The organism is Cryobacterium sp. RTC2.1 (genome assembly GCF_035018685.1).
In the GTDB taxonomy this organism is placed as follows: Bacteria; Actinomycetota; Actinomycetes; order Actinomycetales; family Microbacteriaceae; genus Cryobacterium; species Cryobacterium glucosi.
Genome location: NZ_JASJXJ010000137.1, coordinates 1 through 11,348 on the forward strand (window position 1 = coordinate 1; position 11,348 = coordinate 11,348).

Below are 11,348 nucleotides of genomic sequence, written 5' to 3' on the forward strand. Positions count from 1 at the left end.
AACGGATGCCGCGCCTTTCCTCCGCCACCGTGCAAACGTTTACCACCAATGTTGCAATCGGCAGAGAAAATGTGATGAATGCGCTTTCATTACTGGCAGACTGGGGGGTAACACGAGTGTCACGACAGGCGCGACACCAGGAAAGGTATCTCATGACAACCGCTACGACAACGGCTGCCCAGCCCCTGATCGCCGGTTCCGGCCAGGCGCGTATTCTTCGGATTATCGGCCTCCTCGGCATTATCGGCGGCCTCGTTATGCTCCTCGTCGGCGGCGTCGTCTGGGGCACCGTCAGCAGCCAGCTGGCCGGCGAGAAGATTACTGTCGCGGCCGACGCATCGTTCCTCGCCGGAACGACCGTCGACAACCCCCTCTCCGCCCTCGCGCAGGCGAACATCATTAACCACCACGCCATGGAGGCCTCGGGCGGCAAGACGTACGCCGAGCTCGCCCAGGACGACAAGGTCCGCCCGACGGTCATGACCGCGTCGCTGCTGCGCGCCTCGCTCTTCACCTCGATCGTCGCCTTCGGCGTCTCCTTCTTCGCCATGGGCCTCGGCATCCTCGTCGGCCTGTTCGGCTGGGCGATCTTCGTCCTCACGCCGCACGCTTCGAAGAAGACCGCGGTTCCGGCCGTCGCCTGATCCGATCCGGCAGTATCGAACGGGCCTCGCGGTAGTCGCGGGGCCCGTTTTCTGTGCCCGGCGCAGCTTGTTACCGTGCCGAAACACGGGAACCCCTACGATGGGGCTAACGGACGATCTTGCCGCCCCGAGGGGTGGCCATCGGGAACCACGTCCGCGGAATACTGGGGGACCAGCATGAGTGCTCGCGACAGCTATGCCACGAGGCAGATTTCCCCAACGGCGTCGGTACGACCGCGGCGCGGAGGCGCCACCGGACGCCTGGTCGCATTCGTGGCTGCCGCCCTGCTCCTGACGGGCGGCCTCGTGACGGCGGCTCCGCAGCCGGCGGCATTCGCGGCATCCTCCGTCAGTGCGCCGTCCGGCTGGCTGCACACCGCGGGTGGCACGATCCAGAACTCCGCCAACCAGACGTATGTCGTCAAGGCCATCTCCTGGTTCGGAATGGAGACGAGCAACTGCGCCCCGCACGGACTCTGGACGATCGGCCTCGACGCCGGCCTCGCGCAGATCAAGTCGCTCGGATTCAACACCCTGCGGCTGCCGTTTTCGAACGAGTGCCTCGGCGGGGCCCCCAGCAATTCGATCAACTACGCGGTGAATCCGACCCTCGCGGGACTGACCCCGCAGCGGCTGATGGACACGGTCATCGCCCGGGCGAAGGTCGCCGGACTCAATGTCATCCTCGACCGGCACCGTCCGGATTCCGGAGCCCAATCGGAGCTCTGGTACACGGCGCAATACAGTGAAGCCAAGTGGATCAGCGACTGGCAGGCACTCGCCACCCGGTATAAGAATGATCCGACCGTGATCGGCTTCGACCTGCACAACGAACCGCACGGGCAGGCATGCTGGGGCTGCGGTAACCCCGCGATCGACTGGCAGGCGGCCGCGACCCGCGGTGGGAACGCCGTGCTCGCCGTGAACCCCCGGCTGCTGATCCTCGTCGAGGGCATCGAGAACCAGGCCACCGGCGGATCCACCTGGTGGGGTGGCGGCCTGAGCGGTGTCAAGGGCAAGCCTGTCATCCTCTCCGTCGCGAACCAGGTGGTGTACTCGCCGCACGACTACCCGGCGACGGTCTACGCGCAGAATTGGTTCAGCGCGGCCAACTACCCGGACAACCTCGCCACCGTCTGGGACCAGAACTGGGGCTACATCAGCAAGACCGGGATCGCACCGGTGCTGCTCGGCGAGTTCGGTACGAAGCTTGCGACCGAATCCGACCAGAAATGGCTTGCCAAGCTCGTACCGTACCTCTCGAGCAACGGCATGAGCTTCGCGTACTGGTCGTTCAACCCGAACAGCGGCGACACCGGCGGCATCGTCAAGGACGACTGGGTCACCCCGGAGGCGGCAAAGCTCACGGCCCTCACGCCGCTGCTCGGTGCAGGGACTCCGATCGTCGTTCCGCCGACTGCGACGCCGACGCCGACCGCTACTCCGACTCCGACGGCTACTCCGACTCCGACACCGACTCCGAAGCCGACCGCTACTCCGACTGCGACGCCGACTCCGACGGCGACTCCGAAGCCGACCGCTACTCCGACGCCGACTCCGACCGCCACTCCGATTCCCGTCCCCGGCACGGCCTCGATCACCACGACGTGGAACCTGCAGAGCGCGTGGGGCGCCGGCTACGTCGCCGACTTCCAGGTGAAGAGTGCGACCGGTGCCAAAGCCTGGAGCGTGACCTGGTCCGATCCGACCGTGACTGCGGTGACCAACGCGTGGGGGATGACGTGCACGGTCAAGGTCAGGACCTCGATCACGTGCACCGGAGCGGGTTGGGCGAGCACCATTCCCGCAGGGCAGAGCGTCTGGGTGGGCCTTCAGGTCGAGGCGACCAAGGCCCCGGTAGCACCGGCGCTGATCCTCACCGCCAGGTAAGCTCCCCGGCGGGCCAGCTCGACATCCGTTGCCCAGACCTGATCGCTCCGATAACGATCGTGAGACGCCCCTAGCAATTCTGTCGGCGCCGGGGTTCCATGAACCGTGATGGGGGGTTCAGATGCGGACGACGGAATTCCAGGAGCGGCGCACGCCTCGGGGTGTGATCGGCGGGCTGGTCGGGCTTGTGGCCATGAGCGGGGTTGCCGGACTCCTGATCGCCGCGTCGGTGACGCCCGTCGTCGCGCTGTCGGGACTCGCCGTGACGGACACGATCAACACCTTCCAAAGCCTTCCGGAATTCCTGTCGATCGACAGGCTCTCCCAGAAGAGCAACATCTACGCGATGCGGGGTGATGGCTCTCCCTACCTGCTTGCCTCCTTCTATGACCAGAACCGGATCGAGGTCGGCTCGGACTCGATCAGCCCCTTTGTGACGGATGCCGCGGTCTCGAGTGAGGACCCGCGCTTCTATGAACACGGCGGCATCGACATGCAGGGCACGATCAGGGCCGGACTCAGGGTGAGCCTTGGCGGGGAAACTCAGGGCGGGTCGTCCATCACTCAGCAGTATGTCAAGAATGTCCTCGTTCAGAAGTGCGAGGTACTCTCCGACCCCGTGGCGCGCGACTCCTGCTACACGACGGCCACCCGAACGAGCGCCGAGCGCAAACTCAAGGAGATGCGGCTCGCGATCGGCGTCGAGAAGAAATACTCCAAGAAGGACATCCTTCGCCAGTATCTCAATATCACCGGCTTCGGAGGAACGGTCTACGGAATCGAGGCGGCCGCCGAGTACTACTTCAACACGACGGCGGCGGCCGTGAGCCTGCCGCAGGCCGCGAGCCTCGTCGCCATCATCAACAACCCGGTCAAGTTCCAGCTCGACGACCCGAACAGCGCCTCCAACGGTACGGCGAACGGCTACGCGGCGAACCGGGACCGCCGGGACTATATCCTCGGGACGATGCTGAAGTACGGCACGATCGGACCGGACGATTATGCGGCGGCGGTCGCGGCACCGGTCGAACCCAGCATCCACGAGCCCAGTACCGGGTGCCAGACCGCGGGCGGAAGCGCCTATTTCTGCGACTACGTGACCCATGTGCTTCGGAACGACCCGGCGTTCGGGGCGGATGCCGACACCCGGCTTCTCAACTTCCGCCGGGGTGGCTACAACGTCTACACAACCATTGATCTGGACCTTCAGAATGCCGCGGAGGCCACGATGAAGCAGAATGTACCGTCGACCTTCCCCGGCTGGGATGTCGGCGCTGTCATCTCGAGCGTGCAGGTCGGCACCGGTCGTGTGCTTGCGATGGTGCAGAACAAGGACTACAGCCAGGATCCTGTCGTCGAGGCCACGGGAGCGAACTACACGAGCATCAACTACAACACCGACTATGCCGATGGCGGTTCGAGTGGCTTCCAGCCGGGTTCCGGGTACAAGGTGTTCACCCTCGCCGAGTGGCTCACGGAAGGTCACGCTCTCTACGAACGCGTCGATTCCCGCCGCAAGGCCAATTGGGGCACCTTCCAGGACAGCTGCCTCGGCCCGCAGAACTACGACAAGGAGAAGTGGAACCCGAAGAACGACGCCAACGAGAGTGGGGCGCACTACAGCGCCCTCGAAGCCACCGTGGGTTCGATCAACACCGGGTACATCGGGATGGCCAAGAAGCTCGACCTGTGCGGAATCCGTAAGACGGCTGAGGCATTCCGGATGCACCGCGCTGATGCGACCCCTCTCCTGCAGAGCGCTGCGTCGGTGATCGGCACGAATGAGATCGCGCCGTTGAGCATGGCCGTCGCGTTCGCGGGAATCGCGAACAGGGGGGTGACGTGCAGTCCGGTCGTGATCGACCGCATCGTTGGCCCGACCGGCGCTGAGGTTCCCGTGCCGACCAGCGAGTGCGCGGCTTCCGTCAACCCCACGGTCGCGGCGGGCATGGCCTACGCCATGCACAAGGTCATGACGACCGGGACAGGGCAGCAGTCGAACCGGGGCATGGCGCCGCAGGTGCCCGTGATCGGAAAGACCGGTACGACGGATGGCAATAAGGACACCTGGATGACCGGGTCGAGTACGAAGGTCGCAACCGTCGTCGCGGTGGTCAGCCTCACCGGCGATGCGAACCAGCGGACCACATACTTCGACAGCGGCCAGGCCGCGACCGCCCGGCACCGGATGTGGCCGGCGGTGATGTCGGTCGCGAATGCGAAGTACGGTGGAGATGACTTCATCGAAGCCAATCCGACGCCGACTCAGACACCGAGACCGACACCGGCGCAGACTCAGACTCCGACGCCCCGTTAAACACAGCGCTGAGGGTTTTCCTTCCTGAGAGTTTCTCAGCTATGAATGTGTCGTGAGTTCCCCGTGATTACGGCGATCTCTCAGTTTTTTTGTTTGTCAAGCCCCTAGCGCAGCCGTAAAACTGGGGGTATTTTCCGGAGCCGTGTACTTCGAATGGGTTACAGTCAACCCATCGAAAATGCGTGTCGTAGGTTCTGTGGATGGATTTGTGATCGGCGCGTTCCGGTCATTTGAAAGGCAAAAAACTCCATGCAACAGCTCTTTCGTCGCGCCGAGAAGTCCTCGCCGCGTAGTACAACCGCGCGTCGCAAACTCGCAGGCGGTGTCCTGGCCGCAACGGCGGCCCTGTGCATCGTCGTCGGCACAACGGCCTCCTGTGCGTTCGCCTCCGGCGACTCCTCGTCTTCGTCGTCCCGCTCGTCGTCCGGTTCATCGTCCGTGAGCGCACCGTCAGGCTGGCTCGCCGTGACCGGGGTGTGGTCACACCGTAAGAACCACCACAACGGAACTCCGACTCCGACTCCGACTCCGACTCCGACTCCGACGCCTGCGCCGACGCCTGCGCCGACGCCGACGCCCACGCCGGCTCCGACGCCTGCGCCGAAGCCCACCCCGACTCCGACTCCGACTCCGACTCCGACGCCTACGCCCACGCCTACGCCGACGCCGACGCCTACTCCTACGCCGACGCCGACGCCTACTCCGACGACGCCCCCCATCGCCATCGGAACGTCCCCGCTGCACACCAATATCGTGTCGACGACCTTCTGGGTCGGCGAGATCTTCAACGCGAACCTCAGCGACGGCAGCCAGGTCTGCAGCACCTATGACAGCAAGTGGGCGCTTCACCACACCGGCGTTCAGCTCGGGTCCTCAACGGACACCGGCTGCGGCGGCTCGCCCGTCGGCGGGTGCGATGGCCCGTCCAGCGGCGCGACCGCTGCGACCTTCACGTGCACGACAGAGAAGCGCACCGCTGCCAACGGCTACTTCCCGACCAGCCAGCCCAAGCCGCTCGAGAACCCGTTCTACCTGGATCTTCCTTACGACGACGTCAACGACGCGACGGCGTTCGCCAACCGCGACACCGTCGTACCGTGGGCGAACGTGGCCCCGTACAGCGCTCACCATGGTGACTCGAACTACTCGTACATGAAGAACCACTGGGTCCAGCTCACCGGTCCCAATGGCCAGACGTGCTACGGACAGGTTGAGGACGCGGGCCCCTCGAGCGGCTCGCTGTACCACGACGCTGCCTACGTGTTCGGAAGCAACGACGCCCGTCCGGTGAACAAGCAGTTCAGCGGCGACCCGAGCCAGGGCGCAGGCACCGACGTGTCGCCCGCCCTCAACGGATGCCTCGGCTTCACCGACCTCGACGGGGACAACGACCACGTCAACTGGCGTTTCGTGGACCGGTCCGCCGTTCCCGCCGGCCCGTGGCTGAACGTGGAAACGACCAGCCAGGTGGCCCAGTAGCCGCCGGATAGTCGAACGGCCGTCCGGATCTACCGCCGGACGGCCGGTACAAGGATCCATCGGATGCCCGGTGCCGCGCCTGCGGCACCGGGCATTCGCCTGCCCGGACGGGTCGCGGCCGTTCCGTGGGCCGGGTTCGTGGGCCGGGTTCGCGTGTCGGATCAGGCGGAGCGCGCGGACCAGAGGTGGCGCACGTTTGTGGGCGCGACCGCGGCGAGCTCGGCCGCCAGGGCCTCGGCCCGGGCCTCGTCGCCCGCAGCGTTCTCGGCCGCGCGCTCGGCGCTGTGCCGTTGTTTGACCAGCCGGGCGGCATCCGCGAGGTCCCAGAGCGAGTCGCCCGTCACCGACACCCCTTTCGCACCCGAGCGCCTGGTGCGGCCGCGGACGAGCAGGTGCCTGGTCTGGAAGACCAGGGCGCCGATGCGTTCCTGGGCGTCGTGGAAGAAGACCACGTTCGCGACCGGCCCGGTGCCGTCGTCGAGGCTCACGAACACGACGCGTCGCCCGCCGCGCATCGGCGGGGTGTTCGTCGCCCGCCGCACGCCGGCGAGGAGCACCTCGGTGCCGCCGGGCAGGTCGGCGAGGGCCGACGCCGGGGTGACGCCGAGTTCGGCGAAGAGCGGATAGAAACGGGCGAGCTGGTGCCCGGACACGGCGAGGCTCAGGTCGCGCAGCTCGAGTTCGGTCTGGGTTCGGCCGCGCAGCTCGAGGGAGGTGACGGCGGTGAACCGGTCGCCGGTGTACCGGGGGACCGGCAGGTCGACGTCGAAGGCGAGTTGGTCGTCGTGCACGGCGACGGCCGTGCCGCGGAGCGACTGGATGTGCGCGAGCAGCTCATGCCGGCGCTCACGGTCATAGCCGATGAAGCTGTCGAGGGCGCCGACCCGTGCGAGCGCCTCGAAGCTCGACCGCCGTGGCCGCACCCGGTCCCGGAAGTCCTGGAGCGAGGAGAACGGCTGGTGCCGCACGATCCGGGCCCTCTCGGCGGCGGTGCTGCCCGAAAGCTCTGGCAGCGCCAGGCGGATGCCTCTGCGCGGCCCGGCAGGCCCGGGAGACCCGGCAGTCACCGGTTCGACCTGGACAGGCCCGGCGTGGCCAGGAGGAAGATCCTCGACCCGGTAGTCGAGCACGCTGTGCTGCACGTCGAGCGGAAGCACGGGCACCCCGAGCGCCCGGGCTTCGGCCACGAGCAGGTCCTTCGGCCACATTCCCGGGTCGTGGGTGAGGAGACCGGCAAGGAAGACCGCAGGGTGATGGGTCTTCAGCCACGCGGACTGGTAGGTGGGCAGGGCGAACGCGGCGCCGTGCGCCTTGGCGAAGCCGAAGCTGCCGAATCCGGCGAGCACGGTCCAGATCCGGTCGATCACCGCCGGGGGGAATCCGCGGCCCAGGGCCTGCTCACGGACGTACGCCTCGATGAGGGGCAGCTGCTCGGGTTTCCCCAGGTGCCTGCGGAAGACATCCGCCTTGCCCAGGCCGCAGCCGGTGAGTTCGTCGAAGAGCCGCATCACCTGTTCGTGGAAGATGACGACGCCGCGGGTCTCCCGCAGGATCGGTTCGAAACGCGGGTGGATGTAGTCCGGCACGACCTCGCCGTGCCGCGCCTGCAGGTAGAGCAGGGGCATGTTGTTCTGCATCGGGCCGGGTCGGAACAGGGAGATCTCCACGGTGAGGTCGTTGAAGACCTCGGGCTGCAGCTTGCCGACGAGCTCCATCTGGCCTGGCGACTCGAGCTGGAAGATGCCGAGGGTGCGCGTCGAGCGGATGAGCTCGAAGGTCGGCTCGTCGTCGAGCGGGATCCGGTCGAGGTCGATGCTCTCTCCGGTGAGGCGTCGGTGCTCCTCGACGGCATGCGCCATCGCAGACTGCATCCGAACGCCCAGGATGTCGAGCTTGATCAGGCCCATCGGGTCCATGTCGTGCTTGTCGAACTGCGACATCGGCAGTCCCATTCCCGACGCCTGCACCGGGGTGCGGTCGAGCAGGCTCGCGTCGGAGAGGATCACGCCGCACGGGTGCACCGAGATGTGCCGCGGCAGCCGGTCGAGCCGTGCGGTGAGGTCGACCAGCTGATCGAGCTGCTGCGAGGCGCGCACTTCGGCGGCGAGCGGTTCGAGCTCGGGCTTCTCCTCGAGGGCACGGCGGAAGTCGCGGGCGTTGAACCGCCACATCTGCTTCGCGATCGCCGACACCTGCCCGGCATCCATGCCGAGGGCCAGCCCGGCGTCCCTGACGGCGCCGCGGCCGCGGTAGGCGTTGGTCATCGACATCAGCGAGACCCGGTCGGCACCGAAGGTCTGGAAAATGGCGCGGTAGATATCGTGGCGGCGCGCTGACTCCACGTCCAGGTCGATGTCGGGCAGGGTCTGGCGTTCGGGGGAGAGGAACCGTTCCCAGAGCAGGCCGTTCGCGATCGGCTCGACCGATGAGGTGTGCAGGGCGTAGTTGAGCACCGAGCCGACGCCGGAGCCACGGGCCTGGATACGAACGCCCATGCCCCTGACGAGGTCGGCGACGCGGGCGACCGTGAGGAAATAGCTCGCGAAGCCGAGATGCTCGACCGTCGCCATCTCGTACTCGAGGCGGGCGTGCGCCGTTTCGACCGCCGTCCGACCGGATGCCGCGTAGCGTTCGTCGACGCCGGATCGTCCGCGTTTCCAGAGTTCGGCGAGCGGGTCGCCGGTGACCCCGATCACGCGTGCCTCCGGCATCCGCGGGGTACCGAGGCCGATGTCGGCCTGCGGGTCGAGGGTGCAGCGGTCGGCGAGCATGTCCGTATCGCGCAGCAGCCGGTTGAGCGCGCCGTCGTCGTGCAGGCCGGCATCGACGACCATGCGGGCCACCTGCCGCATCGCGCCTGCCGGTTTGAGCCAGGCCTGTCCGTTCGTCTGCGGCTGCTCGAGCTCGGCGAGCGGGGTCAGGGTGCGGGCGGCGTCGGCAAGGTCTGCGGTCACCGCGTCCTCCGGCTCGCCGTAGCGCACCGCATTCGTGAGCACGGCGGGCAGGCCGTTCTGCTCGGCGAGGGCGAGCATGCGGGTCGCGGGAGTGACGCTGCCGCGGCTGCCGGGCTCGGCGAGATGGCAGACGACTTCGAGGCACACCGACCCGGTGGGCATCGATCCCTGCCAGGCCGTGAGCCGGGCGCCGGCTTCCTTCGTCGCGCGGCGGCCGATCGCCTCACCGACGTCTGAGACCGGCCCGAGCAGAACGGTCAGCGCCCGGAGCCCGGCCAGTTCGGCAAGCTCTGACCGGCCGATGCTCGGCTCGCGCCCTGTTCCGGTCGACATGGCCTGGTGGGCGGCGGACACGGCGCGGCACAGGGCAGCATACCCACGGCCGCTGGTGCCTCCGTGCGCGAGAACGACGACGCGGCCGAGCGGCAGCCGGTCGTCGTCGTGCACCGCGAGGTCGGCCCCGAGGCCGGCGCGGATGCCCTCCGCCCCACACGCCCGAAGGTGCTTGACGGCCCCATAGAGCCCGTCACGGTCGGTGAGTGCAAGGAAGGAGGCGCCCTGGGCCCTCGCCTGGCCGGCAAGCGCTTCGGGAAGCGTCACCCCGTAGTGGGTCGAGTATGCGCTCGCGACGTGCAGGTGCGGGAAGCCGGTGCCCGGCCCGGCAGTGCGCGACCGGCCCGTGCCCGGCTCGTTCATCCCCAGTCGAGGGCGAGCACCCACGACCCGTCGACGTCGCGTCGCAGGTCGTACCGGTGTTGTTCCTCGCCCCCGCGGGCCGCGTCGACCCGCCACAGCTCGGTGTCGATGCGGGTGGGCACCCCGTCGTTCTCCCACCAGCGGGTGCGCGTGAACACCGCCTGCGGTTGCCCGATGATGGTGTGCTCGAAGCGGTCCCAGGTGAAGGCGCGGGGGTCGCCGTCGGCCGAAAGCTCGACGTCGACGCGGATGTCGATGATCTGGGGCATTCGGTGGCTCCTCCGTAATGATCGAACAAATGTTCGATATTGGGAGTGTACGTCACCCCGCCGACACTAGCCAGCGCCGACCGTCGATCGAGGTCGCTCCGGTGCCTCGACGCGCAGCGCGTCGGCCCCGAGCAGGGCGGTCGGCACCCGGAAGGTCTCCCGCGCGGTGACGGCGGCGATCGCCGAGAGCACCATGGTGGCTGCGGTGAAGACGGCGACGGGAACCCAGCCGTCGATCCCGCTCCCGAGCAGGGCATAACAGATGCTCGGAGCGAAGCCGGCGAGCAGGAATCCGAGCTGGGTGCCGATCGCAAAGCCGGAGTAGCGCACCGGCGCGGCGAACATCTCCGTGAAGAACGACGGCCAGAGCCCGTTGACCATCGAATAGAACAGCGTCATGTTCAGGAAGCCGCCGAGGAAGATGAGCGGGATCGAACCGGTCGAGATCGCTCAGAAGTAGAGGAAGATGGTCGCCGCGGAACCGAGGGTGCCGATGATCCAGACCGGCCGGCGCCCGATGCGGTCCGACAGAGCCGAGAACAGCGGGATGGTGACGAGGGAACCCGCGATGGACACGGTCGCGACCCACAGCATCGTGCCGCGATCGATGCCCACGGCGGGGCTCGTCGCATAGGCGAGGCCGAAGACGGTGAACACGGTCTGCGTCACAGCGAACAGAGAGCAGACGAGCACGCGCACGACGTCGCGCCACTGGTGCCTGAACACCTGCGCGGCCGGGAACCTCTCGACGGCGGCGACGGACTTCGTCTCGGCGAACACCGGCGTCTCGTCGAGACGGGACCGCACGATGTATGCGACGACGAGCACGACCGCGCTCAACAGGAACGGCACCCGCCAGCCCCAGGCATACAGCTGGTCCTCCGGTAGGGCCGCGACGGGAATGAAGACGATGGTGGCGAGCACCATACCGGCCGCATACCCGGTCATCGTGAAACCGGAGAAGAACGCCCTGCGATGTTCGGGGGCGTGCTCGATGGCGAGGGTGCTCGCCCCTGCCGCTTCCCCGCCGGCCGAACCGTGGCACGAGCCGGGAATCACCTCCCTCGAACTCGACATCACCGACCCGGAACAGGTGGAA

At 67.3% G+C, this 11,348-nt stretch carries 9 protein-coding genes; 4 read left to right on the forward strand and 5 right to left on the reverse strand.

The genetic code is table 11. The features are described from left to right. The first annotated feature begins 152 nt into the window (after positions 1-152). The 3 genes from QN357_RS14890 to QN357_RS14900 all read left to right on the forward strand — a co-directional run bounded on the left by QN357_RS14890 (position 153) and on the right by QN357_RS14900 (position 4,851). Positions 153-644, forward strand: a complete 492-nt coding sequence (locus QN357_RS14890; protein ID WP_174774856.1) for an aromatic ring-opening dioxygenase LigA — start codon at positions 153-155, stop codon at positions 642-644. Positions 645-821: 177 nt separating this feature from the next. After that, positions 822-2,534 carry a cellulase family glycosylhydrolase gene (locus tag QN357_RS14895; protein WP_322140762.1) on the forward strand — a complete coding sequence of 571 codons (1,713 nt, stop codon included), beginning with the start codon at positions 822-824 and terminating at the stop codon, positions 2,532-2,534. 121 nt (positions 2,535-2,655) lie between these two features. After that, complete coding sequence (locus QN357_RS14900; protein ID WP_134448870.1) at positions 2,656-4,851, forward strand: transglycosylase domain-containing protein; 2,196 nt, start codon at positions 2,656-2,658, stop codon at positions 4,849-4,851. A 164-nt stretch (positions 4,852-5,015) separates the two neighbouring features. Here QN357_RS14900 and QN357_RS14905 read toward each other — a convergent pair whose 3' ends face one another. Continuing rightward, positions 5,016-5,639, reverse strand: coding sequence for a hypothetical protein (locus QN357_RS14905; RefSeq protein ID WP_322140763.1), 624 nt, complete (start codon positions 5,637-5,639; stop codon positions 5,016-5,018). Between QN357_RS14905 and QN357_RS14910 the strand changes: the two genes are divergently transcribed. Continuing rightward, a complete protein-coding gene (locus tag QN357_RS14910; RefSeq protein ID WP_166787356.1) occupies positions 5,605-6,330 on the forward strand; it encodes a hypothetical protein in 726 nt (241 codons plus the stop codon). The two genes, QN357_RS14905 and QN357_RS14910, sit on opposite strands and share 35 nt — an antisense overlap. A gap of 161 nt (positions 6,331-6,491) precedes the next feature. On the opposite strand, the gene QN357_RS14915 is transcribed toward QN357_RS14910, so the two are convergent. From QN357_RS14915 to QN357_RS14930, 4 genes are all read right to left on the reverse strand, one after another. Continuing rightward, a complete protein-coding gene (locus tag QN357_RS14915; RefSeq protein ID WP_322140764.1) occupies positions 6,492-9,980 on the reverse strand; it encodes a DNA polymerase III subunit alpha in 3,489 nt (1,162 codons plus the stop codon). Next, entirely contained in the window at positions 9,977-10,249 is a 273-nt protein-coding gene (locus QN357_RS14920) for a hypothetical protein (protein ID WP_134448872.1), read from the reverse strand. The genes QN357_RS14915 and QN357_RS14920 overlap by 4 nt, the downstream gene beginning before the upstream one ends. Before the next feature lie 66 nt (positions 10,250-10,315). Continuing rightward, complete coding sequence (locus QN357_RS14925) at positions 10,316-10,648, reverse strand: hypothetical protein (protein ID WP_322136029.1); 333 nt, start codon at positions 10,646-10,648, stop codon at positions 10,316-10,318. A gap of 51 nt (positions 10,649-10,699) precedes the next feature. Further along, on the reverse strand, positions 10,700-11,348 hold a 649-nt coding region (locus QN357_RS14930), incomplete at its 5' end, for an MFS transporter (RefSeq protein WP_323505115.1).

Bases quoted from the DNA above. Each gene is read 5' to 3' on its own strand.
- QN357_RS14890 (WP_174774856.1), top strand. From the start codon at position 153: ATGACAACCGCTACGACAACGGCTGCCCAGCCCCTGATCGCCGGTTCC.
- QN357_RS14895 (WP_322140762.1), top strand. From the start codon at position 822: ATGAGTGCTCGCGACAGCTATGCCACGAGGCAGATTTCCCCAACGGCG.
- QN357_RS14900 (WP_134448870.1), top strand. From the start codon at position 2,656: ATGCGGACGACGGAATTCCAGGAGCGGCGCACGCCTCGGGGTGTGATC.
- QN357_RS14915 (WP_322140764.1), bottom strand. From the start codon at position 9,980: ATGAACGAGCCGGGCACGGGCCGGTCGCGCACTGCCGGGCCGGGCACC.
- QN357_RS14920 (WP_134448872.1), bottom strand. From the start codon at position 10,249: ATGCCCCAGATCATCGACATCCGCGTCGACGTCGAGCTTTCGGCCGAC.
- QN357_RS14925 (WP_322136029.1), bottom strand. From the start codon at position 10,648: ATGACGCTGTTCTATTCGATGGTCAACGGGCTCTGGCCGTCGTTCTTC.